Genomic DNA, 25,138 nt, shown 5'->3' with positions numbered 1-25,138 from the left:
TCGCAGCGGTCGCCGCCTTGGTCACAGCCGTTTCCGCCACGTTGCTCATTCGTCCCCGTACGACTTCGGAGTCACATATGTCTGTCATGCAGTCCCTTCCCCCGGCTGCGACCGCTGTACCGCGTGCCGACCATGTGGTCGCACACACCCTGCTCAACTGCCTGCTGCGTGAGGTCTCCGGTCCGGAGCGCCAGAGCGCTGTCGACGACGGCTGGCTGCTCCTGCGACTGCCACGCGCGGGAGTTGTTCTGCGCGTCGAGCTTCGCCGTACGGCGTTGATCGGGGCGCACCGCTTCACCGGGCCGGTGTTCGAGGAGAGTGGCGCCGAGCTGACCTGGCGCGAGCTGGCTGATCACGTACGGCGTGAGCTCGCTCTGCGCAGTGGTTTCGAGAACGAGGAGTTTCTCCCGCAGATCGAGTCCAGCCACGAAGGTGTCAGCCGCGGACTGACCCGGACCCGGCCTGCTGGTCCGGACCGCTTCCTCGAGTCCGAGCAGGCGATGTTGTTCGGGCACCGCTTCCACCCGGCACCGAAGGCTCGCACCGAGAACCGCGACGACTGGGCCGCGTACGGGCCGGAGTCGCGGGCCGCCTTCCAGCTGCGGTACCTCGCGGTCCGTGCGGAGCTGCTCGCCGAGGAGAGCCTCGACGCCGAGATCACTGCGCTCGTCGACGGCCTGCGTGAGGTCCCGGACGGCTATCGGCTGCTGCCCGCGCATCCGTGGCAGTTCTCGATGATGCGGATCAACCCGCTCTACCAGGCCGCGGTCGAGCGTGGTGACGTCATCGACCTCGGCACCGGCGGCGTCCCGTTCACGGCGACCTCCTCGGTCCGCACGCTGGCCGGTCCGGATGCGTTCCTGAAGTTCAGCCTGAACATCCGGATCACCAACTGCCTGCGCAAGAACGCGGCGTACGAGATGACCGGTGCGGTGGCGCTCACCCGGCTGCTCGCACCCGTGCTGGACGACCTCGCGGTTCGTTTCCCAGGTGCCGCCGTACTGCGGGAGCCCGCGTTCCGCACGCTCGCTCTGCCGGGTGCGGACGGTGCTGCCGATGTCGCGGTTTTCGAGGGGTTCGGGCTGATCGTGCGGACCGGGCTGAGCGACGTACTGCGTCCTGGTGTGACGCCGTTGATGGCCGGTGCAGTGGCTGACGAGTATGCGACCAGCTCTGCGCACATCTCGCACCTGCTCGACGGAGCCGACGACGCCGAGATCGTGTCCTGGTGGGCGGCGTACCTGCGGCTGCTGATCCCGCCGGTGCTGGCTGCGTACCTCGACCACGGGGTGGTCCTGGAGCCGCATCTGCAGAATGTGCTGATCGGCGTCGACGCGAACAACCAGCCGGTGCAGGTGCTCTTCCGTGATCTGGAAGGCACCAAGCTCGTCGACGAGCGGCACACCGAGACGCTCGCGGGTCTGCCTGTGGCTGTCGCCGGTCCGATGACGTACGACGCTCAGCGCGGCTGGGACCGGGTCGTTTACTGCCTGCTCGTGAACCACGTGTCCGACCTGCTCGGCGCGGTCGCCGACCTGAGCCCCGCGCTCGAGGGCCGGCTGTGGGCCGAGGTGCGTGCGGTGATCGCCGAGTACGCCGACCAGAACGGTTGCCCGTCGCTGCTGGCCGCGCTACTGGCGGGGGTGCCGCTGCCTGCGAAGACCAACATGCTGACCCGGTGGGGCCGGCTGCCGGACCGGAGTGCCGGCTACGTTCGGCTGCCATCGCCGATCGCCGAGTCCGTCCTCGCAGCGGCGGCTGATCGGTGACCGTGCCCCCTAACGTCGGCGAGTTCGTGGCCGGTCTGCCGGCCGATGCGCTGCCTGCCTATGTCTACGACCTGGGTGCGCTGCGCACGCATGCGGCGATGGTCCGGGCGGCGCTGCCGACGGAGGTCGAGCTGTACTACGCGGCCAAGGCGAACCCGGACGCCGCCGTACTGGAGGCAGTGCGGGTTGCGGTCGACGGCTACGAGGTGTCCAGTGCAGGCGAGCTGGCTCACGTGCGTCAGGTGGCGCCCGGCGCGCCGCTCGCCTTCGGTGGACCGGGCAAGACGCCGGCCGAGATCGCTGCCGCGGTCGCGGCCGGCATCCACCGGTGGCATCTGGAGAGCGTGCAGGAGCTCTACCAGTTGGCGTCCGCGCTGGGCAGTGCGCCGGACCAGCAGGTCGACGTACTGCTGCGGGTCAACGTCCCGGTGGCGGAGGGCTCGCTGGAGTCGGTCGCCCTCGCGATGGGCGGGCGGCCGAGTCCGTTCGGGCTCGATCCGGCCGATGTTGCGCGGGCGCTGGAGCTGCTGGCTGGTCCGATCGGGCGGCAGCTCCGGTTGCGCGGGATCCACGCGCACCTCGGCAGCGGGCTGAGTGCGGCCGAGCACCTCGCGGTGGCCGAGCAGATCGTGAACTGGTCGGCCGCGCTGGCCGGGCGGCACGGCCTGCGGTTCGAGGAGGTGAACGTCGGCGGCGGGATGGCGGTCGACTACGCCGATCCGTCGGCGCGGTTCGACTGGGCCGAGTTCGGTGACGGCCTGCGCAAGCTGCTCGACCGCCGACCGGAGTTGCGGCTTCGGATCGAGCCAGGACGCGCGCTCACGGCGTACTGCGGGTTCTATGCGACCGAGGTCCTGGACGTGAAGGTGAGCCAGGGTGAGCCGTTCGGCGTGGTCCGGGGTGGTACACATCACCTTCGGACCCCGGCGACCAAGGGCCACGACCAGCCGTTCACCGTCGTACCAGTCGAGGAGTGGTCGCATCCCTGGCCGCGTCCGGAGGCCTCCGGACGGGTGTCGTTGACCGGTCAGCTGTGTACGCCGAAAGACCTGCTGGCACAGGGAATTCCGGTCCCGGTGATCCGGGCCGGGGACCGGGTGGTGTTTGCTATGTCGGGTGCCTATGCCTGGAACATCTCGCACCACGAGTTCCTGATGCATCCGCACCCAGGGTTCTACTGGATCTGAACTGGTCTACCGCGGGTTCCCGAAGGGGAACACCTGCTTGTGCAGGGCAACTTTCCTCCGTGGGCCGGGCTCTCGGATAAGGTCGGACGGCGTTGCGGGGTCACGAGTGAGGGAATGAAACTGATGGCGGCAGCCCGGGGGCGAGGGCGCGGGTGGTTGGCAGTGCCGCTGGCGGCACTGGCAGCAGCGGCGGCGTACCTCGCCGGCGGGATCATCCGCGGCAGCTACCCGTTCGGGTCGATCCCGCGCAACATCCTCGACCTCGGGCAGCAGTTCATCCCGATGCACGCCCACCTGCGCGACATCCTGACCGGGGCCGGGCCGGGCGACTTCTTCTTCAACTGGTCCAGCGGGTACGGCGTCCCGTACATCGGCGACTTCATGGCCTACAACGGGGCCGCACTGTCCTGGATCGTGCTGCTGTTCCCGCGGGACAAGATCGACCTGGCGCTGTACGTGATCTCGGTGACCGCGATCGCGTGCGCGGCGGCGGCGATGACGGCGTACCTGCGGAAGTTGCGCCCGAGCGGTCCGGCCTGGGTGGCGGCGCTGGCCGGAGTCTCGTACGGGACCTGCGGGTGGGCGTTCGACGACGGCGGCTACATGACCGGCTGGCTGTACGGCCTGATCGCGTTCCCGGTCATCTGCCTGCTCTGCGAGTGGGTCTGGCAGTCGCGCTCACTGCCGTCGATGATCGTCTCGCCGTTCGTCATCGCCCTGTTCTGGTACTCGCACTTCTACACCGTCTACATGGCCTCGCTGGGGGCCGCGATCGTGGTCATCGCGCGCGTGCTGGGCGATCCCGAGGGTGGCGCGTGGCTGCGCCGGATCGGTGGCGCGGTGCGCTGCCTGGTCGTGGTCGTGATCGGGATCGCGCTGTCGGCACCGCTGCTGGTGCCAACCTTCAAATCGGTCGGCTACGCGCGGCCCAGCCCGGACGAGACCTTCCACCCGATCGGCTATCTCTATTTCTTCGGCCGGCTGCTGCCGGGATCCGAGGGCGTCGGTAAGACTCCGAGCCTGGCCGTCGGCACCCTGCTGCTGCTTCTCGCGCTGAGCTTCCCCTTCAACTGGAAGATTGCACTCCGGGAGCGGATCGTCTGGTCGGTGGCGATCCTGCTGGCCATCGCCAGCATGCAGCTCACCATCACCCACCTGATCTGGCACGGTTTCGACGTACCGAACGGCAACCCGTACCGGCAGGCGTTCGTGATCGCCGGGCTGATCGTGATCGCGGGCTGGATGTCGGTGGCCACCGGGATCACCAAGTGGTCGACCGTCGTCATCCCGGCCGTCTTCCTCGCGGCGCTGTACGCCTTCGCCTGGAACAACTGGACGTCGACCGCGGTCACGGCCGTCGCCGTACCGGTGGTCGGGGCGCTGGCGATCGGGGCGTGGGTCGTCACCCGGTGGAAGCCGACACTCCCGGTACGGCGGATCGCCGCGGCCGTGCTCGTGACCGCGGTGCTGGTCGAGTCGGGCGCCTCGTCGTACGCGATCGAGGCGCATCGCGGCGAGAAGTACCACACCGGACGGGCCTGGGCGGCTCGGCAGGAGACCGCCCGGGCGCTGGTGATGGGGGACAACGACTGGCCGCGGCAGCGGGTCGCGCCCGGCGCGTTCACCACGGTCAACGATCCGATGCTGATCGGCGGTGAGGGGCCGGAGTACTACAGCTCGACGATTCCGGACGAGCTCACTCAGGAGCTCCTCAACCTCGGCTTCGGCTACTCGGCGTTCGGACGCTCCATCGTCGACCCGGTGAACCCGGTGGTCGACGCGGTCTTTTCGGTCGGTGCGCGGCTCACGCTGAACCCCAAGGGCGAGCTGCAGCTCGCGCGCAGCCAGGTCGCGCCCTTCGTCACAGTGCGCCCGCTGAAACCGTGGGTCTCGCAGCTCGGGGCGCCGTACGGTCTGCAGGAGACCGCACTCGGTGCCGGCGTGTACACGACCCCGAAGCTGCGCGCGTACGTCGACGAGGGCTCCCCGGTCACCGTCAGCGACAAGCGGCCGGGCGTGCTGACGATCAACCACCCGATCGGCCTCAAGAAGGCAGGCGAGTTCCGCCTCACCGCCCGCTGCCGGCCGGGTGACGAGGTGTACCTGTTCGGGCCCGAGTTCGTCGGCGACGTCCTCGTGGACGGACGCAAATGGACGATCAGCCTCACCACCGGCGCGAAGCGACCCGGCATCTTCCGCGGCGCCCCGGTCCGCCGGGTCAGCACGGCGGGGCCGAGCGGCCTGGTGGACGTGAAGCTCCGAGTCCCGGAGCCCACCAACCTGCCGGACCGCCCGATCGGCTGCCTGGACCGGACCAAGCTAGACGCCGCAGTCGCCACCCTCCGGCAGAACCAGCCCGCCGAGGTCCACGTGGGCGGTCACAACATCGACGTCAAACTCAACCCCGGCACCCGAGGCCTCGTCGTGATGGGCGTAGTCCGAACCCCAGGCTGGCGCTGTCAGGTAGACAACCAGCCCTGGCGCAAACCCACCCAAATGGCCGGCCTGATGGCAATGCCAGTAGGCCCCACCTCAACCAAGCTCGCCTGCACCTACCACCCAGCCGGCCTCCGCCTCGGCCTGCTGGTGGGCGCCGGTGGCCTCGGCATGCTCCTGCTAACCGTCGTCGTACTGGAGTTCCTCCGCCGCCGCCGGCTACGTCCCCCTGCAGCCCCGGCAGGTCCGCCCCCTTCGGACCCACCTGCCGAACCCCTGACCCCCTAACACCCGAAACCCGGAGGCCCCGTCTCCGGATACTCGGACCCCAAGGGAAACCCGCAACGAACAGGGTCGCCGAGTCCCCTTCCCCCAACCGGTTGTGAGGCTCGAGATGTGCGCTATCCGATGGATTTTGGGGACTCGGTGACGAAAATCCATCGGCTAACGCGCGGGACAGCCTGCGAACCCGAGATCGCAGGACAGCAGCCACCTTGAGCACGCATCAACCGCCGTTCGGGCGCGCGGATGGTTGAACCGTGCTCGACGTCGTACCGGCTCGTGCGGAGGCTCTCCCGCTGGAGGCGGGGCGGACCGCCTGGACTGTGAGGGGTCAGCGGGGGACTGCTAGGACTGCTTGGAGGACGGCTTCGAGGGTGGTTTTGCTGAGTTCGGTGCGGACGGTGCATTCGATGCCGGCGTAGACGTCCTGCAGGGCGGGCTGGATGCCGTGGCCGATGACGCAGCCTTCGTCGGGGTCGGCGCGGTGCAGGGCGAAGAGGGGGCCGGGTTCGATCGCGTCGTACACGTCGAGCAGTGTCATTGCTTCGAGGTCGCGGGTCAGGGACCAGCCGGCGCCGACACCCCGGCGCGACTCGACCAGCCCGGCCGCGCGGAGCTCGCCGAGCAGGCGGCGGATGACGACCGGGTTCGTGTTCGCGCTGCCGGCGATCTGTTCGGAGGTGGCGACCTCGTGGCCCTGGCGCTGGTACAGACCGATCCAGGCCAGCGCGTGCGCCGCGATGGTCAGCCTGCTGTTTGCGCTCATGATCCTCCTTGACGTCGTAACCAAGTATGTTACCTTGAGACTGAAGTAACCATTCTTGTTACGACTGAGGAGTTGGGTATGAGTAAGCCGTTGGCAGGCAAGGTCGCGTTGGTCACTGGTGGGTCCCGAGGGTTGGGCGCGGCGACGGTCCGGTTGCTGGCCGGGCAGGGTGCGGATGTCGCCTTCACCTACGTGAGTTCGGCGGCGCTGGCTCAGAGTGTGGTCGACGAGGTGCAGGCGCTCGGGGCGAAGGCGGTCGCGTTCCAGGTCGATCACGCCGACACGAGTCAGGCGCCGGTGCTGATCGACCAGGTCGTTGCGGCGTACGGCGGCCTCGACATCCTGGTGAACAACGCGGCGATCGGTGTCAACTTCCGCGTCGACGACCCGGAAGCGGACACCGCCGCGCTCGACCGGATGCACGCGATCAACTACCTTGGCGTGATCGCCGTCATCCGTGCCGCCGCCAAGGTCCTCCGCGACAACGGCCGGATCGTCACGATCAGCTCGGGCCTGGGCACCCGCGTCGGCCTTCCCGGTCTGGCCGACTACGCCGCCACCAAGGCCGGCATCGAGCGCTACACCCTCGGCGCCGCCCGCGACCTGGGCCCCCGCAACATCACCGCGAACGTCGTCGAGGCCGGCCTGATGGAGACCGGCATGGCCGCCGACCCCGCCGTACTGAAGGCCCTCCTCGCCGGACTCTCCATCCAGCGCGTCGGCCACCCCGATGAGATCGCCGCCGCCATCGGCTTCCTGGCCGGCCCCACCGCCACCTACGTCACCGGCGCCGTCCTCGACGCCCACGGGGGCTACAACGCCTGAGGGCTCCGGGCCCGGCGGAACGCCAGTACAGCAAGGGGAATCTGGGTTGCCGTGTAGATGATGTGGAACGAGTAATGGTGGAAACTCTGCACCGGGTCGAACGGCAGAAACGGCAACGGCAGGACGCTCAGCACACCGCCGCCGACCCCGTTCAGTACCGCCCACCCGAACAACGGCCAGGCCGACCACCGCAGTACGCCGATCAGAACGACGTACACGAGTGACGGATACAGCGTCTCCGCACTCAGCAACGTCTGCCCAGGCAGATCCGCCACGTTGTGCAGCACAAACCCCAACCAAGCGACGGCAATCGCCAGTCCGATCATGAGGGTCAACCTACGAGAGTCCCGCACCCTTCGGCGCCCGCTTCCCCCAACGCTGCCCCATCGGGAACTCGCTAGCCCGTCAGCAAGCCGTCTCGCAGGGCTGCTCGGCTGGCGATGCCTAGTTTGCGATAGGTGCTGGAGAGGTGCAGCTCGATCGTCTTCACGGTGAGGAACAGGTCCTGGGCGATCTCCCGATTGGTTGCCCCGGCTGCCGCTAGCTCGGCTACCCGAAGTTCGCTGGCGGTCAGGGCGGCCCGTCCAGTGAGGCGGTTGCGGCGGGGGCGGAAGCCGGCCGCAGTGAGCTCCGAGCGGGCCCGGTCGGCGAGTGGTGTTGCTCCGCAGGCCTCGGCTTGGTCGAGAGCGCGGCTCAGTTGGTCGCGAGCGTCCATCCGCTGGCCAGTTCGTTGGAGGTACGCGCCGTGTTCGAGCAGCGATGCCGCCAGCTCGAGCTTGGCTGGACTGTCCGTGAGCACGGCCACCGACGCGGCGAGCAGTTCGCCGTCATCGAGCACGAGCCCGAGATTGCGTCGTACACGTCCCAACGCCCGAGTGCCCTGCCAACGCTCGGCAAGTTCAAGCTCCTCAGTGAGTACGGCGATCGCTGTCGCCCGATCGCCGAGCGCATGAGCCGCGAGCCCGGCCACCGAACGCCATGATGCCAAGGCGGGGTTGGCGAATCCGAACGTCTGCCAGACCTGCCCGGCTCGCCTGGCCGTGGCCAGGGCCTCGTTGTGCCGGCCGTTCAGCAGCAGGAGCTCGGCCCAGGCCGTCAGCGCGTAGTACACCGGCCGGTCGGGAACGCCGGCGTACGGGACGCCGGCCTCGCGGAGGGCTGCCTCGGCAGCCGAGAGGTCGCCGCGATGGGCGAGTGACCAGGCGAGGTACGCGGCCGCGAAGCTGGGGTCCATGTCGACCCGCCCGGTGCGGGCCAGCTCCAGCGCCTCGCGGGCATCCTGCTCTGCATCGCTCAGCTGACCGGTCCAGAGGTGACCTGCCGCCCGGAAGCAGTACGCCGCGGCGAGCGATCGGACCGAACCGTTCTGATGTGCCTGCGCCACCGCCTCGTTCAGGCTGGTCAGAGCGAGCCGCTCATCGGCAGCGAGCAGTGTGAACCAGCCGCAGACCAGCGGCCCCTCGCCATTCGATGTCCGGATCAGTTCACCATCGGCCAGCGCCGCCGCGGCCCGCTCGACTCCGGCCGGCAGACACTGAGCCGCCTGATGCGCACCGATCACGGCCGCCAGCAGCTTGGCGCCAACGCCGTCGCTGCTCGGTAGTGCGGCCAGCTCCGGCACGCGGTCCTGCAGGTGCAGCCGACCTGGTACGACGAACACTCCGACGAGCAAGGTCGCTTCGATCTGCCGTCGGAGATCCTCGGCCGAATCCGGGGTCTCGTCCCGCGCCTCCTCGAGTGCCGCAAAGGCTTCGGCGGGATCCAGCAAGTACCCGCGGGCCCGCCCGAGCTGCAGCCCGAGCCGGGCGCGCTGCACCGGATCCGCGGTCAGGATCCGAGCCTCGGCAGTCAGGTCCGCGGCGGTCTGGAGGTCGACCTGCAACGCGAGCTCGGAAGCGGTCACCAGCAACTCGCGCCGCCGATCGGCCGGTAGCGATTCGTCCAGACAGCGGCGCAGAAATACGAACGCGCCCTCCACCGAACCCCGCGCCAACGCCGACGACGCTGCCCGCTCCAGCCAGTCGACCGCGGCCGGCTCCAGACCACGCGGCGCCTTCGCGAGATGCGCGCCGACGTGTTCCGCGGGGGCTCGTGATGCGCGCAGCGCGTTCGCTGCGGCCGCGTGCCGTCGACCTAGGTCGACCGGATCGATGGTGGCTTCGACGGCAGCGCCGACCAAGGGGTGGGTGAAGGTCACGTGGCCGGCGTCGAGCTCGACGAGCCCGGCGGCCTGCAGTCCGGCCAGACCGTCCGCGGCCTCCGGCCGGTCCGGCGCAGCCAACTGTAGGACGAGCGGTACGGCGGCGCGCTGGCCGAGGACGGCGAGACAGCGGGCGATCTCGGTCGCCACCGGACCAGCAGCCGCCAGGCGAGCGGTCACGAGGTGCGCGACCGTTCGGTGCCCGTGCGCGAGGATCAGGCCCGAATTCTGATCGACAGGAGCAACGTTCTTGTCCAGTAGAGCGCCGGCCAGTGCTCGCACCAGTAAGGGATTCCCGCGGGTGGCCTCGTACGCGTCCCGGGCGAAACGCGGCTGACACGGCTCACCGAACGTACTGTCCAGCAACTCGGTCGTCGCCTCGGCCGACAGCCGGCCGGGCCGGACGACTCGGACACCAGAGTCCGCGAGGAGCCGCAGTACCTCCGGACCGTCGGCGTCCCGGCCGCTCCGGACGGCCGCGAGGACGAGTAACGGCAGAGCGGGCAGGCGGGGGAGCAGGTAGGCGAGATAGCGAAGCGACGGCGGGTCGGCCCACTGCAGGTCGTCGATCACGATCACCATCGGGCTGTCGCAGAGGTTCACCGTCAGCCAGTAGAGGCCGTGTAATACGGCCAGCTCCGAATTGGCCGCCGCATGCTCACCGGCCACCGGATCGAAGACCCGAGCCGCCTGTGCCGCCGGCCCAGAGAGCGCTGTCCCGTCGGCATCGCGCACGGCGTGATCGAACAGCTGCCCCACGAGGCCGAACGGAACGCACTGCTCGAATTCGGTGCCGCGGGCAGTGAAGATCCGCTGCCCCGGCCGCCGTACCTGGGCCAGGAGACGCGACTTCCCGATGCCCGGTTCGCCTTGTACGACGAGCATCTGGCCGTGCCCGCCGGCTGCCGCTGCACGCGCGTCGGCGATCGCCGCTTGCTCGAGATCGCGCTCGAGAAGCTGGTCTCGGGTCCCCACTGTGTCAGTCTGCCTGATCGTGCAGGTCAAGCCCTACCCCAGATTCCTGGGGGATTTACTGGGGTGCTGGACGATGGTCCCGCTGCCATGCTCAGATGCGATAGCGCCAGGCAGAGCTGGGGGGAGTGCTGAGCATGAGTCCATCGGGGGATGGCGAGTTCGAGGTGAGGGTGCTCGGACCGACCGAGTTGAGAGTTCACGACGAGACGTTCCGCGTCGACCGTGCGCTGGAGCGGGCGCTGCTGGTCCGGCTGGCGCTGGCGCGTGGCCACGGCGTACCGGATGAAACCCTGGCCGCCGATCTCTGGGGCGAGGGCCAGGTCGACAAGCCGACCGAGCGGCTCCGGGTCCTCATCTATCGGTTGCGCAAGGCACTGGGTGCGCACGCCGCCGCTGTCCACCGTGCCCCGAACGGCTATGCCCTCAAGGGGCGGCTGACCGATCTGCTCGCAGTCGAGGATGAGCTGCTGGCGATCCGGGCGGCCCGGAAGAGTGGTCAACCGAGCCGGATCGCCGCGGCTGCGGCGGAGGCGCTGGCCCAGTGGCGCGGCCCGGCGTTCGCCGATGTCCGGGAGACGCCGTACGGCGCGGCCGAGGCGGCGCGGCTCGAGAGCCTGCACCTCGATCTGCTGACCGACCGGCTCGAGGCGGAGCTTGCTCTCGGCACCATTGCCGTCAGCGAGGTGGACCAGCTCGCGCGCCGCAATCCATTGAATGAACGCCTGGTCGGGCTGTCCGTCGTCGCCCTGTACCGCGCTGGACGGCAGGCCGAGGCACTGGCGCGGGTGTCCGATCTTCGCCGGGCGCTGGCCGATCAGCTCGGTATCGACCCCTCGCCGGCAACTCTCGAACTTGAGTTACGTCTGCTCCGCCAGGATCCGTCCCTGCTGGTTCCGGACGTCCGCCCGGTCGAGGAGGTGGCCGAGCCGGGAGCCTCGATGATCGGCCGGGGTGCCGAGGTCACTGCTTTGCTGGATCGGTTGCGCAGACCGGCCGTCGTCACACTGACCGGTGCTCCCGGCGTGGGCAAGACCCGGCTCGCCCGGGAGGTCGCGAACCTGGTCGCCCATCCGGGGCGGCCGGTGATCTGGCTGGATCTCACCCGCCTGTCGCGTGGCGACGCCGTACTGCCGAGTCTTGCGGCGGCGACCCATGTCGATGCTGCGGGCAACGAACTCCTTCCGCTCTGCGTGACCAGGCTGGCCGGCGCGCTGCTCGTGCTCGACGGAGCCGAACACGTCCTCGATCCGGTTGCTGATCTGCTGATGGCCATTGCCGACCAGGGCGATCGGGTCTCGGTGCTGATCACCTCGCAGCGACCGGTCCGGGTTTCGGCCGAGGAGGTGCGGCCGCTCGGTCCGCTCAGCCGGGCCGATGCGATCCGGCTCTTCCAGGAGCGCTGTGGGTTGGGGCCTGACGACGATGCCGAGGTCGCCGACACGATCTGTACGGCGGTCGATCGGTACCCGCTCGCGATTGAGCTCGCCGCTGGTCTGACCCGGACGTTGACTGTCGAGCAGATCGCGCAGCGCATCGAGTACCGGCTGCGGTTGCTGGTTGGTGGTGCACGGTCGGCCGGCGGCCGACACAGCAGCCTGCGGACAGCCATCGACTGGAGCTGCTCACTGCTCGACCCGCTCGGGCAGGCGCTGCTGCACCGGGTCGCGGTCTTCGCCGGCGGGTTCACTCTGGAGGCCGCCGAGGAGGTTGCCAGTGGCAACGAGCCGCCGATCGCGGCCGCCGACGTCGCGCCGATGCTGGCCGACCTGCACGACCGGAGCCTGATCACGATCAGCGTCGAACCCGGCGGCCATCGCTTCGGCCTGCTGGAGAGCATCCGGGACTACGCCCTCGAAGGTCTGGAGGCTGACGGCAACGAAATCGACATCCGCCGCCGGCATGCCGACTGGTGCGCGGAGCTCGCGGCCCGGACCCAGCGGTACGGCGGGGCCGATCACGAACTCCTGGTCCGGGAACTGAGCACGGAAGAAGCGAACCTGCGATCAGCGGTCGAGTGGTCACTCAGTACGCCGGGCGAGGCGCACCGCGTGCTTGCCATCGCGGCACCGACCTGGTGGTACTGGTGGAGCCACGGCCGTCTGATCGTGGAGGCGCGCAATTGGTTGCATCGGGCCTTGGCGATCGAAGAGGAGGCGCCACCGCGGGATCGCGCGGTAGCGCTCCGGGCGACGGCTTCGCTGACGCGGAACAGCGGCGACGCGATCGGTGCGTTGGCGCTCGGTGAGCAGGCTCTCGCGATCTTCCGGTCACTCGGCGACGACCTGGGCTGCACCTCGACGCTGGTCGGGTTGTGCATCTCGAACCTTGCCCTGGCCAAGTTCGAGACTGCGCTCGAGCTGGGCCTCCAGGCATCCGAACTGGCCGAGTTCGTCGGCGAACCCAGGTTGCTGGGGACCGCGATGAACGTCACCGGTGGTGCGCTGCGTGGCTTGGGCCGGCTGGCCGAGGCAGAGGAGCGATTCCAGGCGGCCGTCGAGCTGTGGCAGCGGATCGACGACCGGCGGGGCCAGGCGGGAACACTGGGCAACCTAGGTCTGGTCCACCAGCGCACCGGCGACCTGGCCCGGGCTCGCGAACGGCTGCGGGACGCGCTGCAGTTGTATCGCGAGATCGACCTGACCGAGGGAATCATCGACATCGTCGAGCTCGTCGCGGGTCTCGAGGTGGCGGCCGGCCGGCATTGGTCCGCCCTCCGGATCCTGACCGTGGCCGGCATCCAACGGATCCGCCTGGGGGTACCGCTGATCATCGCCGACGAACTGGAGGCGCGGGACCTGGTCGAGGAAGCCGCGAGGTCGGCCCTGGGAGCCGACGCGGACGCGGTGGTAGCCGCGAGCCGGGACGACTCCCTCACCGAACTCGCCGACGAACTGCTCGTCTCACTTTCCGGGTGAGGGGCTGCGGTCCTTCCAGAGGTCCGGGCAGGTCTTCGACAGTTGCTCGAAATACTTCACCCCGTCGGCCTCGTGGTCCTTGTCGTCGGCGAGTTCGCGCAGGGTTCCGTTCTCACGAGCCTTGACCTCGCGCTCGAAGATCTTCTGCATCAGCGGCTTGATATCGCCCGGCGCCACGGCGAGCAGGCGGGCCGATTTGTCCTTGAAGCGGGCGAGGTCCTGCTCGTCGGTCGTCGTCTCGTCGTCGGCCAGCTCCTTGACGGCTTCGTCGAGCGACTTCTCCGCCTCAGCACAGAAGGCCGCCCGATCACCCTTCGAGATTCCGCCGTTCGAGTCTGTGCTGCCCTTCGCCTCCGGTGCAGTGGTCGAGCAGGCGCTCGTGAGCAGGACGGCGGACGCGAGGCACGCCGTACCGATGATGGTGCGGGCTTGCATGATTCGGTCCTCCCCGAGAGTGGCTGGTTCGCCACCACCCTCGGCGTAGGCCATGACATCGCCGTTACACCGGCGTTGCACCGCTCCGGCGCGTGCGGATGCTGAGGGCAACGAAGCCGCCGACCGCGAGGGTGGTCAGGGCGGCCGGGACGAAGAAGACTTGTGGGAGGCCGATCGCGGCGACGCCGATACCGCCGATCGCGCCACCGATCGCGGATCCGACCGGGATCGCGCCGAGGAACACACCTGACGCCGTACCGACGCCTTCGGGGTAGAGGTCCTGGGCGATCGAGACGCCGATTGCTGCGACGCAGGCCCAGAGACCCGCGGTCAGGGCCTGGCCGAGGAACAGCATGCCGACACCGGTGCTGGTGGCGAAGGCGAGATTGCCGCACAGGCCCAGTACGACGCCGCCGGTCATCACGGGGAGTCCGCCGAAGCGGTCGGCCAGCCGGGCGACCACGGGAAGCATCAGCAGCTCGATCAGCGGTTGGATCCCGATCACCGCGCCCCGGACCGCGTCGGACAGGTGCAGTTCGTCGGCCATGTAGATCGGGAGATAGCCGAACTTGATGGTGTCCCCGGTCATCGCCAGCACGCACAGCGCGGTGAACGCGAGCAGCGGCAGCATGTGGGTGATCTCGCGCGTGCCCGGCGATCGGAGGCGCGATGTCGGTGCCTGGTAGCGCTCGATGCGCTGGCGGCCGAACGGAATGATCTGGGCGAACACGCACACCGCGGTCGCCACGAGCAGCGAGCGGAGTCCGAAGACACCGCCGTACCAGCTGCCGAGGACCGGGCCGAGGATCCAGCCGATCGTGAAGCCCATCCGGACGGTCGCGACGACGCGGTTGTCGGCTCTCGTCGGGTTGCGGCTGAGTTCGTCGCGGCAGGCGGCAAAGAGCTGGGCCATCGAGCCGCCGCCGATGCTGAGCACGACGACACTGATCACGAACGGCTGCCAGACGGCGTTGGTGGAGGCCATCGCCAGCCAGCCGGCGGTGCCGATGACCGCGCAGATCCGGAGTAGACGGAGCCGGTCGTGGCTGCGGTCGGAGAGCCGGCCGAGCAGGTAGCCGGCGATCGGGGCGACGAGGTTGGTGACGTAGTAGAGGCCGGCCACGGGGAGCGGCGTACCGAGGTCGCGGACCAGGAAGAGGGTGAGCTGCGGAGTCGCGGCCGACATCCCGATCCCGGCGATCAGCAACGACAGGAACGCCGCGCGGTAGAAAGGCGACCGGGCGACGACACGCAGTGCAGACTCGGGCCGGTCGAACACGGTGCAAACGTTATCCGCTCCCGGCGACCGGTGCTCCGGCGTCTCGCCGTACGAGCCGGCCGAGGGGGCTCGGCCGGCTCGTGGGAGGGGCGTTCCGTCAGTTGTCGTCGTTGCCGCGGTCGTCCGAGTTGTTGTCGGCGCGGTTCGACAGGAGCTTGCCGTTGGCGTCGTAGCTCAGCTCACGCCAGCCGGCCGTCGTGTGCACGTCCAGCTCCCACTTGCTGTCGTCCCAGTCGACATCGGTCACGACGCCACCCGGGACGTCCTTCACCGCCTGCTCGGCCGCCTTCGCGGCGGTCAGCGAGCCGGTCGGTACGCCGGTGGAGTTGCCGGCCGACGGGCTCGCGGTCGGGCTGGTGGTGGCCGGCTTGTCGTCGGACTGGACGGCGTACGCGGTGGCGACGCCTCCGGCGGCGATCACGGCAACGGCGGTCAGGGTCAGTGCGAGGCGCTTCATCAGGCGGCCTTTCGATCGGGGAACTCCTTGACGACCACCACAGTGCCGACCCTGCCTGAAGCGGTCCTGAAGCAACCTGAAGCGGGCTTCAGGTGGGTCTGTCAGGCTGGGGGCATGCGGTTGCTGATCGTCGAGGACGAGAAACGGCTGGCCAATTCGCTCGCGAAGGGGCTGGTCGCCGAGGGATTCGTGGTGGACGTCGCGTACGACGGACTGACCGGGCTGGACCGGGCGCTGAGCGGCGAGTACGACCTGATCCTGCTCGACATCATGCTCCCCGGCCGGAACGGTTACCGGGTCTGCGCCGACCTGCGCGCGTCCGGATCGGAGGTCCCGGTCCTGATGCTGACCGCGAAGGACGGCGAGTACGACGAGGCCGAGGGACTCGACACCGGTGCCGACGACTACCTGACCAAACCGTTCTCGTACGTCGTCCTGCTGGCTCGGATCCGCGCCCTGCTCCGGCGCCGTACTCGCGGTGCGTCGCCGGTGATCGAGCTCGGCGATCTCCGCGTCGAACCGGCTGCGCGGCGGGTGTTCCGCGGGGAGGACGAGGTGGAGCTGACGGCGAAGGAGTACGCCGTACTGGAGCATCTCGCCACGAACGCCGGGCAGGTGGTGTCGAAGACGCAGATCCTGGATCACGTCTGGGACGCGGCGTACGACGGTGATCCGAACATCATCGAGGTCTACGTCAGCGCGCTCCGGCGGAAGCTGGACACGCCGTTCGGGCGGAAGGCGATCACCACCGTGCGCGGGTCGGGCTACCGCCTCGCGCGGGACGGCGGCTGACATGCGCGGCTCCCTCCGAACCCGAACCACGGTCGCCGCCACCGCGGTAGTAGCCGTCGCCCTCGTGATCGCGGGCCTGGCCGTCGTACTCCTCCTCCGCGCAAACCTAGCCAGCCAAGCCGAGCTGCAGGCCGAAGTCACCGCCCAGCAACTAGCCAGCCAACTGGCCGGCGGCACCGCCATCACCAAACTCGACCTGGACGAAGAACGCCCCGTCCGCATAACTGATGCCAACGGCAAAGTCCTAGCCGCCAGCGAAAAGCTGACCGCCGTAGACGGCCACCCCGTCCAGCCCCCGACAGCGAAGCCCGCAGGCAACCCGCCCGGGACGACTGCCTCCGGTAACCCGGCTGGGACAGCCACCGCGGGCAAGCCGGGCGCGACCACGCCGCCCGCATCCTCGGCGACGCGGCCCCCCGCCCCCTCGTCCACGGTCACGAGTGATGACGATGACGGGGACGACCAGGGAAGCGACGACGACAACAAGGGGCGTGGGGGAGAGGATCCGGACGACGATGACACGCCCACTCCGCAACCCCAGCCGGGGAAGGTTGCTGAGGGCGACGCCAACTACTCGACGGGGACGGCGACTGTGGACGGGCGGACAGCGGAGTATCGGTTCGCCGCGTTGAGGGTGACGTTGCCCGCTGGTGGTGGTGAGGTGACTGTGCAGGCCGGTGCGGAGCTGGCGACGACACAGGATGCGGTGTCGAGTGTCAGCCGGACGATGCTGATCGGGCTGCCGTTGCTGCTGGCGGTTGTTGCCTTGACCACCTGGATGGTCACCCGCCGCGCGCTGGCACCGGTCGAGGCGATCCGGACCGAGCTCGCCGGGATCACCGCCGCACGCGACCTCCGCCGGCGCGTCCCGGTACCGGAATCCCGCGACGAGGTCGCCCGCCTCGCCCGGACGACGAACGACACGTTGACCGCGCTGGAGACCTCGGTTGCCCAGCAACGTGGGTTCGTCGCGGACGCGTCCCACGAACTCCGCAGCCCGATCGCCTCCCTGCGGACCCAGCTCGAAGTCGCCGCTGCGCACCCCGAACTACTCGAGCTCGACGAGCTGATCGCAGACACAGTCCGCCTGCAGCACCTCGCCGCCGACCTGCTCCTGCTCGCCCGCCTCGACGCCGGCGACCACCCCGACCCGGAACGCATCCAGGTCGCCGACCTGGTCCGCGACGCGATCGACGGCCGCACCGCCCGCCTCGACCTCACCGGCGAACCAGTTGTCCTAGGCAACAAAACCCGGCTGGCCCGGATCCTCGGCAACCTGCTCGACAACGCCGAACGCCATACCCACCAGGAGATCCGGGTCGTCGTCAGCTCCACCGACGGTCACGCTCTGATCCAGGTGCAGGACGACGGTCCCGGCGTACCGGAGGCCGATCGGGAGCGGATCTTCGAGCGCTTCGTCCGTCTCGACGACGCCCGCAGCCGCGACGAAGGCGGCGCCGGCCTCGGCCTCGCGATCGCCCGCGACCTGGCCCAGGCCCACGGCGGCACCCTCACCGTCACCACCTCCCCCGCCGGCGGCGCCTCCTTCGACCTTCACCTGCCGACCGCGTAGCTAAGAACACGTAGTACCCATCTACGTACACCGCAGCTCCCGCCTGGCGTCACCGCGCCGCGTCCCGCACACGCGACTACTACATGTCCTTGCCGACAGCACCGGGCAGAATGGGGGCATGGCCTTGACCCGGCGTACCTTGCTCACCGGTGCCGCGGCGTTGCCGCTGGCCGGTTCCGTCCAGACTGCTTCAGGAGTTGGCAACCACACGATGAACGATGCGCCTGCCGTGAAGGACCTGATCGAGGAGCTCGTCGAGAAGTACGGCGACGGCGGTGTGGCCCCGATCGTTTCCCTCGGCGACGCTGTCCTACGGCAGGTCGCGGAACCGTTCGACGGGCAGGTGGATGACAACGTCCTGGCCGAGTTCATCGCGCTCATGCAGCGGACGATGCGAGCGGCTCCCGGGGTCGGTGTGGCTGCACCGCAGATCGGCGTACCGGTGCAGATCGCCGTACTGGAGGACCCAGCGACCGTTCCGCCCGAGATCGCCGAAGCGCGGCACCGCTACAAGCTGGAGTTCTTCGCGGCGATCAACCCGACCTACCGCTCAGCCGGGCCCCGGCGCCGCGGCTTCTACGAGGGCTGCCTGAGCATGCCCGGCTACACCGGAGTGGTGAACCGCTACTTCTCCGTCCACGCCAAGTACCTCGACCCGGCCGGTGCGACCCAGCGCAAGACCTTCGAGGGCTGGCAGGCCCGGATCGTCCAGCACGAGACCGACCACCTCCGCGGCACGGTCTATGTGGACAAGCTCGAGACCCGTTCGCTCTGCACGATCGAGAACTACAGCGCCAACTGGGCCGACCCCGTCCCCACCCGGGCAGCCGAAGCCCTCGGCTTCGACCTCGACTAGCACACAAAATGCCCTTGTGAAATAAATCTCAAGGGCTGGAACCGGCTCGGGCTGCGGCAGTTCGCTCGTTAAAGTTAGGTATACCTAACTCATTCGAGCCCATGTGAGGGACGCAGCTTGTGAAGGATCTCCGCATCGCCGTCATCGGTGCCGGGCCAGCCGGTATCTACGCCGCCGACATCGTGACCAAGGAGCACCCTGGGGCCCAGGTGGACCTGATCGAGCGGCTGCCCGCGCCGTTCGGCCTCGTCCGGTACGGCGTCGCACCGGACCACCCGCGGATCAAAGAGATCATCAAGGCACTGCACCGGGTGCTCCAGAACGAGCGGATCCGGTTCATCGGCAACGTCACGTACGGCGTCGACCTGAAGCTGGACGACCTGCGCCGGCACTACGACGCGGTCATCTTCGCCACCGGCGCGATCACCGACCGGCCGCTCGACATCCCGGGGATCGACCTGCCCGGCAACCACGGCGCCGCCGACTTCGTCTCCTGGTACGCCGGACATCCCGACGTACCGCGGGAATGGCCGCTCGAAGCGCGTGAGGTCGCCGTACTGGGGGCCGGCAACGTGGCCCTCGACATTGCCCGGATGCTGGCCAAGCCGGCCGACGAGCAGCTCAGCACCGAGATCGCCGACAACGTGTACCAGGGCCTGAAGCTCAACCAGGCAACGGATATCCACGTCTTCGCGCGGCGTGGCCCGGCGCAGATCAAGTTCACGCCGATGGAGCTGCGGGAGTTGTCGCACTCACCGTCGGTGGACGTGATCGTGCACCCGGAGGGTTTCGAGATCGACGAGGCGAGCCAGGCTGCGATCAGCTCCAGCAAGAGCACGCGGCTCGTCGTCGACACTCTGCTCAAGCACCTCGAGGCCGAGCCGACCGGTGCGCCGCACCGCATCCACATCCACCTGTGCCACGCGCCCGTCGAGGTGCTCGGCACCGACCGCGTCGAGGGTCTGCGCACCGAGAAGACGCAGCTCCAAGGTGACGGCACCGCGCGGGGGACCGGCGAGTACGTCGATACGCCGGTGCAGGCGGTCTACCGCGCCGTCGGGTATCTGTCGTCGCACCTGCCGGAGCTCCCGTTCGACCACCAGGCCGGCGTCATCACCAACGACCGCGGTCGGGTGCTCGACCTGGACGGCGTACCGCTCGAGGGCATGTACGTCACCGGCTGGATCAAGCGCGGCCCGATCGGCCTGATCGGCCACACCAAGTCCGACGCGGCCGAGACGATCACCAGCCTGCTCGCCGACCTCGACACCCTGCCAAGCCCCGAGGTGTCCGACCCGGACGCCATCCTCGAGCACCTCAAGGCGAACGGCGCCGTCATCGTCGACGCCGACGGCTGGGCCCGCCTCGACGCCCACGAGATCGCCCTCGGTGAACCCCACGGCCGCGAGCGGATCAAGGTCGTTCCGCGCGAAGACATGCTCCGCGCGGCCACTTCCGAGTAGCTCCTACTCCGGCAGCTCCTGGCCGGTCCGGTCCGCAACCATGTACGACGCGTACCAGGCCGGCCACTGCTCGTCGTACTCACCACCATGCCGCTTCTCGTGCTCGCCATGCGCGGCGGCCGCACGCTGCAACGCCTGCGTGAGGTCATCGACCGACGTGTACGTCGCCTCAGTCACGCGCCCCGGGAGCCTGGTGGTGACCTCCTGCAGCAGCCACGTGTTGCCGTCCGGGTCCTGGAACGTCGCGAACGATCCGTAGCTGTTCTCATCCCGCCCTGCCGTGCGGTTCTCAATGCCCGGCTCGAACTGCGCTCCCGGCGCACCCGGGTGGAAGACCTCACTGACCTCAACACCCAGCTCGCTCAACTCGCTCCGAGCCGCTTCGACGTCGTCCACCACCAGGTACAACCCTTGTCCGGAACCAGGCTCGGCCGTCGTCACCGCCGTACCGAACTGCACCGAAGCCGGCGACCCCGGCGGCGTGAACTGCACGATCCGAAACCCGTTGTCAAAGGCAAAGTCCGCATCCAGCCGCCACCCCAGACCGGCGTAGAACCCCTTGGCCCGATCCACGTCCGCCACCGGAACCACAACCGCCTCAAGCTTCAGCTCGGTACTCATCGCTCTCCTCCTGTGTACTTCATACCCAGTAGTTCTCCGGCGATCGGCCCGAAGTGCTCGAGGGCTTCCCGGTACAACGCCGCCGTCGATCCGGTGATCGCCGCCGGTACGTCGCTCGCCCGGGCGAACTGCTCTATCGACTCCCACTCCTCGACGATCCGCTCCATTCCGAACGTCGCCAGCAGGTCCCCGGCCAGATAAGCCGGTACGACGTCCCGCACGAAGACCGAGTCCGCCGGACTGTCCGTCAGGACCTCGTGCAACTTGTGCGGATCGAGCCCGCCGCTCCGCCCCAGCCGAAGCACCTCACCCACGGCAACCGCCTGGTTGAACCACAAGAGGTTGATCAGCAGCTTGGCCAGATAGCCGCTGCCGTGCAGGCCCACGTACTTGATCCGCTCCGCGAACACCTCAAGCACCGGCCGCACCCGATCGAACGTCGCCCGCTCGCCACCGGCGTACACGGTCAGCGTCCCGCTCTCCGCCGCCTCCGGCCCACCACCTAGCGGAGCCTCCAGATAGTCGACCCCGACCGCGCGGGCCGCATCCGCCAACTCCCGCCCGAGCTCCGGCGAAGCACTGGTCAGATCCACCCACGCCGAATCAGCTCGCAGCTCCGCCAGCATCCCGCCCAGCATCACCGCCCGCAGCTCGGGGCTCCCCGGCAACACCGTCACCAGTACGTCGACCTCGTCGACCGGCCCACCCCACCGACCCCCGAACGCCCGGACCTGTGCCTCCACCTCCGGCCGAACCTCGAACACCCGAACCCCATACCCAGCCGCGCTCAACCGCCGCGCGACCGGCAACCCCACCCGCCCAGCGCCAACCAGTCCCACCTCAACCATGCGCCGAACCTATCGAGGACCAGGTCGTGGCCGGTACCACGACCTGGTCCCCAGCAAAGGGTCAGTGCCGAGCGCGCCGACGGATCATCCCCGTCGCACCCACCGCCACCGCAAACAACGCCAAGCCCGCCAACAACCGAACCCAGCTCCGACCACCCTCACCAGTAGCCCCCGCCAACTTCAGTGAGTAGGCAGTAGCACTAGCAGCGCCCTCCGGAGCCCCATAAGGCATCCCCTCAGCCTTGGCCCGGTTGGCAGCAGCCGCCAACATCCCGTACCGCCGCCCAAAGTCGAGCGCAGTATCAGCACCCTTCTTCTTCAGAACCTGAGACCCCTCCGTCGAAAGCCGCCCAGCTCCGTCCGGAATCGCCGTCGCCCCATCCGCAGCCGTGGTCAACCCATCCGCCAACTTCCCAGACCCTTCAGCGGCCGACCCGATACCCGTCGCAAGGTCCTTGGACCCCGTGGCTAGCTGATCCGACCCGTCCTTGGCCTTGCCGACTCCGTCGGCGAGCTTGCGGGATCCATCGGAAAGCAGGAACAGCCCGTTGTCCAACCGCGTGGTCCCATTCAACAGCACCCCGGCTCCGGCCTTGAGCTGCCCATTGCCGGTGGCGAGTTTCGCAGCCCCTGTCTTCAGCTGACTGTTGCCGTCGGCAAGCGCTCCGGCTCCGGTGGCGAGCCGCCCACTCCCGGTCGCCAGTGACCCCATACCGCCGTCGAGCTGGTCCGCCCCGTCCGACAGCTGGGTGAGGCCGGCCAGCAGTGTCTTGCCACCAGCCTGAATCTGGCCGACGCCCTCCTGGAGCCCATTGATCCCACCTCGCAACGTCTTGTTGGTGGGAGTGTCCTTCGGTGTTCCGATGCCGCCCTGCACATTGGTCACCACGCCGGACACCAGCTGGGTGATCCCGGCGTCCAACGCTGCCAGCCCTTGGCTGAGGCCCGGCTTCGAGTCCGGGCATCCCGAGACTCGGTTGTCGAGCCCGCACTCGAGTTGCGCCAGGCCCGGTACGGCGCGCTGCGTCAACCGGCCTTTCAGATAGGCGAGCGCGACCTGGAGTTTGGCGGACTCGGGCAACGGCGAGTCCAGGTCGCCAGGCCCGTCGTCGAGATCACCCATCTTGGCGATCACCGAATCCAGGATCAGCTTCTTGACCGCGTTGGTCTCCGGGCCGGTGTTCAGTGCTCCGGCCGGACCGTTCAGCTGTGCGGCGGCGGCGCCGTAACACTCCTCGGAGTAGGTGCCGACCGGCTTGCCGTTGCTTACCGCCTTGAGTGCATCGGACGCGCAGTACACGCCGCCACGCATCTTGTCGATGCCAGGCCCGGACGCAGCGAGCTGGTCCTTCAGGCGCTCCAGCCCGCCGAGCAGAGTGCCGGCAGAGTTGACCGAGCCGATCCCGGCCCGCAGCTGGGCGACACCGGTGTGCAGAGCCTCGGCCTTGTCGGGCAGTTGGCCCACGCCGCCGTACATCTGGGTCAGTCCGTCCTGGACGCCCTTGAGGCCGCCGCTGACCTTGTTCAGTCCGTCGATCAAGGCAGGTGCCTTGCCAGTGGCCTGGTTCAGCCCGGTCGCGAGCTTTCCAGTACCGGTCTTCAGTTGGCCGGCTCCAGCGTTCAGGTCCTTCAGGCCGTTGGCCAACTTGTCTGCACCGGCGCTCGCATCCTTGGCGCCCTTCGCGAGCTTGTTGGCTCCGGCGCTCGCATCCTTGGTGCCTTTGGCGAGCTTGCCCGTGCCGGCGTTGATCTTGTCCGCGCCGTCGGCGGCTTCGCCTGTTTTGGTGCGGAGCAGAGAGGCGCCGGTGTCGAGTTCGGCTAGGCCGCCGGCCAGTTGGGCTGCTCCTCCGGAGAGTTTGGTGGCTCCGGGGGCGGCTTTGTCGGCCAGGCCTTCGTTCAGCGTCTTCGCGCCGGCGTTGAGTTGGAGTAGGCCGCTGAGGAGTTTTTGGGAGCCGTCGCGGAGTTTGATGAGGTTGGCGTCTAGTTCGGTGCCGCCGTCGACCAGGTCGGTGCCCTTTTCGGCGCCGCTTTCGTAGCCCGTGACTGCGGTTTTGAAGGTGGGGCTGTCTAGGGGGCTGACTGGGAGGGCGGTTAGTTCGGCTTCGGGGACTATGGCGTCCTTGACCTGGGCTGACCAGCCGAATTCGGCGGTGGCTGCGCCTACCGGGGGGAAGAGCGTCACTGTGAAGCTGAGTTTGGTGCCGCCCTTGCCGTCGCCTGCTTTGTTCGCCTCGTTGGAGGAGACGTTGCCGAATTCGGGGGGCAGGACCGTCGTCAGTTGGCCGACCATGGGGATGACTACGTCGGCCTGTTCGGTGACCTGTTTGCCGTAGCCGTCGGTGATGGTGACTGGTTCGGAGCGGGCCGACGTGTTTTCTACTACGTAGTGGGCTTCGAGGCGGCCCTTCTTGCCTACGACGTCGCTGGGCTTCTTGAGTTGCTTGCCGTTGAGGGTGTAGGTGACGGCGACCTTGATCGGGAGCTTCTTCTTGTCGAAGTCGCTGACTGTGCGCAGGCGCTGTTCGCCGTCCACTGTGGTGTCGACGGCCATCTTGCCGTCCTTGACCGAGTAACCGCCCCAGCTGTCGAGGTTGCGGAGGCCCTTGGTGGAGACGGGGTTGGTGAGCTTGACCTTGCCGTTGCCGGTCAGGGCGAGCTGCTCATAGATGCGGGCGGTGTCGACCTTGCCGCTCGGGTCGAGGCGGGCCTGCACGGTCTCGGTGTTGGTGATCGTGACCGGGTCGGCGGTGGCCGAGGCCAGGGCCGGTGACGTGGTCAGGACGAAGACGGTGGGGACGGCGACGACGGCAGCCAGTCCCCGGGTGATCCGGCGGGCGGTCACGGACGCTCTCCTTCGGTGGTGGCGAACTCTCGGGTGGGTGCTTCGGGCTCGTCATCCGCAGGCGGAGCCTCGGTCGGAGCTGCGGCAGGCGTTCGGCCGGGCCATTGGAGCGAGGTCGCCAGGAACCCGATCCCGGCCGCGAGCAGTACGCCGGTCGCCGCCGAAGGCGATTGCGCCAGGAACGCCGGGCTGTCGGCGGTGTAGCTCTCCTCGTACACAGCCACCATCGCGGCCGCGCCGAGCAGCAACGTCCACAACGGCAGCCGGTTCCCCGAACCCGCGGCGAACGCGACGCACACCGCCACCACGACGACCGCGGCAACCGCGCGCCCCGAAGCCGAGTCGGGCAGGTAAAGCGCCCGTACGGCGAACCCGAGCCAGGCCACGAACAGCCCGATCAGGAACCCGATCGCTCGCTGGGCCGGGGTGCGCTCCTGCACCAGCCCCACCACACCCCCCAGGGCGCCGCCGACCAGTGCCACATGCTGCGTGTCCAGACCGAGCGCTTCCCCGACCAGACACAACAGACCCGCGACCACGGCCAGCAGAGCACCGCATAGCAAGGTACTGCGCTGCATTGAGTCCTCCACCTCACTGTCGGACTCCGGGACCCCCTC

General features: G+C 68.8%; 19 protein-coding genes. 9 read left to right on the top strand and 10 right to left on the bottom strand.

The genetic code is table 11. From position 1 onward, the window contains the following. The first annotated feature begins 77 nt into the window (after positions 1-77). From ACFCV3_RS02730 to ACFCV3_RS02720, 3 genes are all read left to right on the top strand, one after another. A complete protein-coding gene (locus ACFCV3_RS02730; RefSeq protein WP_376025478.1) occupies positions 78-1,769 on the top strand; it encodes an IucA/IucC family protein in 1,692 nt (563 codons plus the stop codon). Beyond that, on the top strand, positions 1,766-2,956 hold the full coding sequence (locus tag ACFCV3_RS02725) for a type III PLP-dependent enzyme (RefSeq protein WP_376025476.1): 1,191 nt from the start codon (positions 1,766-1,768) through the stop codon (positions 2,954-2,956). Before ACFCV3_RS02730 ends, ACFCV3_RS02725 begins: the two co-directional genes overlap by 4 nt. Positions 2,957-3,118: 162 nt before the next feature. After that, a complete protein-coding gene (locus tag ACFCV3_RS02720) occupies positions 3,119-5,680 on the top strand; it encodes a YfhO family protein (RefSeq protein ID WP_376026436.1) in 2,562 nt (853 codons plus the stop codon). Between the two features lie 325 nt (positions 5,681-6,005). Here the strand turns inward: ACFCV3_RS02720 and ACFCV3_RS02715 are convergent, their stop codons facing one another. Further along, entirely contained in the window at positions 6,006-6,440 is a 435-nt protein-coding gene (locus ACFCV3_RS02715) for an Rrf2 family transcriptional regulator (RefSeq protein WP_376025474.1), read from the bottom strand. A gap of 78 nt (positions 6,441-6,518) precedes the next feature. Between ACFCV3_RS02715 and ACFCV3_RS02710 the strand changes: the two genes are divergently transcribed. After that, positions 6,519-7,265 carry an SDR family NAD(P)-dependent oxidoreductase gene (locus ACFCV3_RS02710; protein ID WP_376025472.1) on the top strand — a complete coding sequence of 249 codons (747 nt, stop codon included), beginning with the start codon at positions 6,519-6,521 and terminating at the stop codon, positions 7,263-7,265. Here the strand turns inward: ACFCV3_RS02710 and ACFCV3_RS02705 are convergent. Both ACFCV3_RS02705 and ACFCV3_RS02700 read right to left on the bottom strand, forming a co-directional pair. Next, positions 7,253-7,591 carry a hypothetical protein gene (locus tag ACFCV3_RS02705; RefSeq protein ID WP_376025470.1) on the bottom strand — a complete coding sequence of 113 codons (339 nt, stop codon included), beginning with the start codon at positions 7,589-7,591 and terminating at the stop codon, positions 7,253-7,255. The two genes, ACFCV3_RS02710 and ACFCV3_RS02705, sit on opposite strands and share 13 nt — an antisense overlap. A gap of 71 nt (positions 7,592-7,662) precedes the next feature. Next, entirely contained in the window at positions 7,663-10,440 is a 2,778-nt protein-coding gene (locus tag ACFCV3_RS02700) for an AAA family ATPase (protein WP_376025468.1), read from the bottom strand. Between the two features lie 134 nt (positions 10,441-10,574). Between ACFCV3_RS02700 and ACFCV3_RS02695 the strand changes: the two genes are divergently transcribed. Next, positions 10,575-13,355, top strand: a complete 2,781-nt coding sequence (locus tag ACFCV3_RS02695) for a BTAD domain-containing putative transcriptional regulator (protein ID WP_376025466.1) — start codon at positions 10,575-10,577, stop codon at positions 13,353-13,355. Here ACFCV3_RS02695 and ACFCV3_RS02690 read toward each other — a convergent pair. The 3 genes from ACFCV3_RS02690 to ACFCV3_RS02680 form a co-directional block, all read right to left on the bottom strand. Next, positions 13,341-13,790, bottom strand: a complete 450-nt coding sequence (locus ACFCV3_RS02690; RefSeq protein WP_376025464.1) for a hypothetical protein — start codon at positions 13,788-13,790, stop codon at positions 13,341-13,343. The genes ACFCV3_RS02695 and ACFCV3_RS02690 overlap by 15 nt on opposite strands. Positions 13,791-13,854: 64 nt before the next feature. Further along, positions 13,855-15,069, bottom strand: a complete 1,215-nt coding sequence (locus ACFCV3_RS02685) for an MFS transporter (protein WP_376025462.1) — start codon at positions 15,067-15,069, stop codon at positions 13,855-13,857. Between the two features lie 97 nt (positions 15,070-15,166). Continuing rightward, positions 15,167-15,526, bottom strand: a complete 360-nt coding sequence (locus ACFCV3_RS02680; RefSeq protein ID WP_376025460.1) for a hypothetical protein — start codon at positions 15,524-15,526, stop codon at positions 15,167-15,169. A gap of 114 nt (positions 15,527-15,640) precedes the next feature. Between ACFCV3_RS02680 and ACFCV3_RS02675 the strand changes: the two genes are divergently transcribed. The 4 genes from ACFCV3_RS02675 (at position 15,641) to ACFCV3_RS02660 (ending at position 20,210) form a co-directional block, all read left to right on the top strand. Continuing rightward, a complete protein-coding gene (locus tag ACFCV3_RS02675; protein ID WP_376025458.1) occupies positions 15,641-16,318 on the top strand; it encodes a winged helix-turn-helix domain-containing protein in 678 nt (225 codons plus the stop codon). 1 nt (position 16,319) lies between these two features. Beyond that, positions 16,320-17,891, top strand: coding sequence for a sensor histidine kinase (locus ACFCV3_RS02670; protein ID WP_376025456.1), 1,572 nt, complete (start codon positions 16,320-16,322; stop codon positions 17,889-17,891). 118 nt (positions 17,892-18,009) lie between these two features. Then, positions 18,010-18,747, top strand: a complete 738-nt coding sequence (locus ACFCV3_RS02665) for a peptide deformylase (RefSeq protein ID WP_376025455.1) — start codon at positions 18,010-18,012, stop codon at positions 18,745-18,747. 119 nt (positions 18,748-18,866) lie between these two features. Further along, the gene (locus ACFCV3_RS02660; RefSeq protein ID WP_376025453.1) at positions 18,867-20,210 is read left to right on the top strand and encodes an FAD-dependent oxidoreductase; all 1,344 of its coding nucleotides are present in this window, start codon (positions 18,867-18,869) and stop codon (positions 20,208-20,210) included. Positions 20,211-20,213: 3 nt separating this feature from the next. On the opposite strand, the gene ACFCV3_RS02655 is transcribed toward ACFCV3_RS02660, so the two are convergent. The 4 genes from ACFCV3_RS02655 to ACFCV3_RS02640 all read right to left on the bottom strand — a co-directional run bounded on the left by ACFCV3_RS02655 (position 20,214) and on the right by ACFCV3_RS02640 (position 25,099). Further along, positions 20,214-20,831: a VOC family protein gene (locus ACFCV3_RS02655; protein WP_376025452.1), complete on the bottom strand. Its 618-nt coding sequence runs from the start codon at positions 20,829-20,831 to the stop codon at positions 20,214-20,216. After that, positions 20,828-21,679: an NAD(P)-dependent oxidoreductase gene (locus ACFCV3_RS02650; protein ID WP_376025450.1), complete on the bottom strand. Its 852-nt coding sequence runs from the start codon at positions 21,677-21,679 to the stop codon at positions 20,828-20,830. Before ACFCV3_RS02650 ends, ACFCV3_RS02655 begins: the two co-directional genes overlap by 4 nt. A gap of 61 nt (positions 21,680-21,740) precedes the next feature. Continuing rightward, on the bottom strand, positions 21,741-24,521 hold the full coding sequence (locus ACFCV3_RS02645; protein WP_376025448.1) for a hypothetical protein: 2,781 nt from the start codon (positions 24,519-24,521) through the stop codon (positions 21,741-21,743). After that, positions 24,518-25,099 carry a hypothetical protein gene (locus ACFCV3_RS02640; protein WP_376025446.1) on the bottom strand — a complete coding sequence of 194 codons (582 nt, stop codon included), beginning with the start codon at positions 25,097-25,099 and terminating at the stop codon, positions 24,518-24,520. Before ACFCV3_RS02640 ends, ACFCV3_RS02645 begins: the two co-directional genes overlap by 4 nt. Positions 25,100-25,138 lie beyond the last annotated feature (39 nt).

Source organism: Kribbella sp. NPDC056345 (assembly GCF_042262745.1).
GTDB lineage: Bacteria > Actinomycetota > Actinomycetes > Propionibacteriales > Kribbellaceae > Kribbella.
Note: the sequence above shows the minus strand (reverse complement) of the source record. Positions and strands in the feature narration are given on the sequence as shown.

What these genes read in the sequence shown, in the direction of transcription:
- ACFCV3_RS02730 (WP_376025478.1), top strand. Translation starts at nt 78, where the DNA reads ATGTCTGTCATGCAGTCCCTTCCCCCGGCTGCGACCGCTGTACCGCGT.
- ACFCV3_RS02715 (WP_376025474.1), bottom strand. Translation starts at nt 6,440, where the DNA reads ATGAGCGCAAACAGCAGGCTGACCATCGCGGCGCACGCGCTGGCCTGG.
- ACFCV3_RS02710 (WP_376025472.1), top strand. Translation starts at nt 6,519, where the DNA reads ATGAGTAAGCCGTTGGCAGGCAAGGTCGCGTTGGTCACTGGTGGGTCC.
- ACFCV3_RS02705 (WP_376025470.1), bottom strand. Translation starts at nt 7,591, where the DNA reads ATGATCGGACTGGCGATTGCCGTCGCTTGGTTGGGGTTTGTGCTGCAC.
- ACFCV3_RS02695 (WP_376025466.1), top strand. Translation starts at nt 10,575, where the DNA reads ATGAGTCCATCGGGGGATGGCGAGTTCGAGGTGAGGGTGCTCGGACCG.
- ACFCV3_RS02690 (WP_376025464.1), bottom strand. Translation starts at nt 13,790, where the DNA reads ATGCAAGCCCGCACCATCATCGGTACGGCGTGCCTCGCGTCCGCCGTC.
- ACFCV3_RS02680 (WP_376025460.1), bottom strand. Translation starts at nt 15,526, where the DNA reads ATGAAGCGCCTCGCACTGACCCTGACCGCCGTTGCCGTGATCGCCGCC.
- ACFCV3_RS02675 (WP_376025458.1), top strand. Translation starts at nt 15,641, where the DNA reads ATGCGGTTGCTGATCGTCGAGGACGAGAAACGGCTGGCCAATTCGCTC.
- ACFCV3_RS02670 (WP_376025456.1), top strand. Translation starts at nt 16,320, where the DNA reads ATGCGCGGCTCCCTCCGAACCCGAACCACGGTCGCCGCCACCGCGGTA.
- ACFCV3_RS02665 (WP_376025455.1), top strand. Translation starts at nt 18,010, where the DNA reads ATGGCCTTGACCCGGCGTACCTTGCTCACCGGTGCCGCGGCGTTGCCG.
- ACFCV3_RS02655 (WP_376025452.1), bottom strand. Translation starts at nt 20,831, where the DNA reads ATGAGTACCGAGCTGAAGCTTGAGGCGGTTGTGGTTCCGGTGGCGGAC.
- ACFCV3_RS02650 (WP_376025450.1), bottom strand. Translation starts at nt 21,679, where the DNA reads ATGGTTGAGGTGGGACTGGTTGGCGCTGGGCGGGTGGGGTTGCCGGTC.
- ACFCV3_RS02640 (WP_376025446.1), bottom strand. Translation starts at nt 25,099, where the DNA reads ATGCAGCGCAGTACCTTGCTATGCGGTGCTCTGCTGGCCGTGGTCGCG.